Below are 918 nucleotides of genomic sequence, written 5' to 3' on the forward strand. Positions count from 1 at the left end.
CTATAATACAGTCAAATTTTATTCACAATATTCACACTTCTTGAATCCATCATATGACTTGGAGTTTCCTCCATGTCAATAGTCATTTGAGCGTTTTTTGAATTCATTTTCGTAAAAAAGTGGAGTAACTCCACTTTCTTCATTGGGGGGGCATCTATGAAAATTGGTACATTTGCAAAGCTTTTTCATGTTACGACCGATACCGTTCGTTATTACATTGAACAGGGATTATTAATACCAGACAAAAAAAACACCCAGTATCAAATGAACCAATTGTGTCTCGACGACATGGCTTTTATTACTGAGCTGAAAAAATTTCATTTTTCACTGTTAGAAATTCAACAAATTTTATCGTATCGGCGTGTCACAAACTTCTCGGACCATGAGGATATCGACTACTACAACAACTTGCTCATTGATAAAAAGAACCAGCTGACCAAGAAAAAAGAAGACATATCAAAAGCTATCCAATTGATTGAAAAAACGGTTCAAACCAACTCGCCTTCATCCAAAGAAGAGGATTTTACAGGGATCCCACTTTCCTTTGTAAATCTACTCTATTGTCCGAAGTGCCACATTCCACTTGAAATGAAAGAGATAACGATTAAAAAAGTCTACATTCAAACGGGGAGTTTAACTTGTACCTGTGGATATGAGGCAGCTATCGAGGAAGGTATTATCATTACCGCGAACTTGTACGAGACGTCTCCTTATCCATCTTATTTTTACGATAAAGAAACGATTAAAGAGATCAATCCCAAAATGATTAACTTATTTGAAAAAAGTAATTTTTGGTTTCAAAAAGTTCTACAAAATGTAGATTTGAAAAACAAATTAATCGTGGAAACAAACGTTGACGCTGTTGTGTCACTACCCAAATATATCGATGTTCTTGAAACGAGCGCATCCTATGTATTC

1 protein-coding gene is annotated in these 918 nt (G+C 35.2%); it reads left to right on the forward strand.

Annotated elements, in window-relative coordinates:
* Positions 1-156: 156 nt before the first annotated feature.
* The coding region (locus tag AC1DUW_RS30635) for a MerR family transcriptional regulator (RefSeq protein WP_477644423.1) at positions 157-918 on the forward strand (762 nt) is incomplete at its 3' end.

It is taken from the genome of Peribacillus sp. P4_C12 (assembly GCF_056402095.1).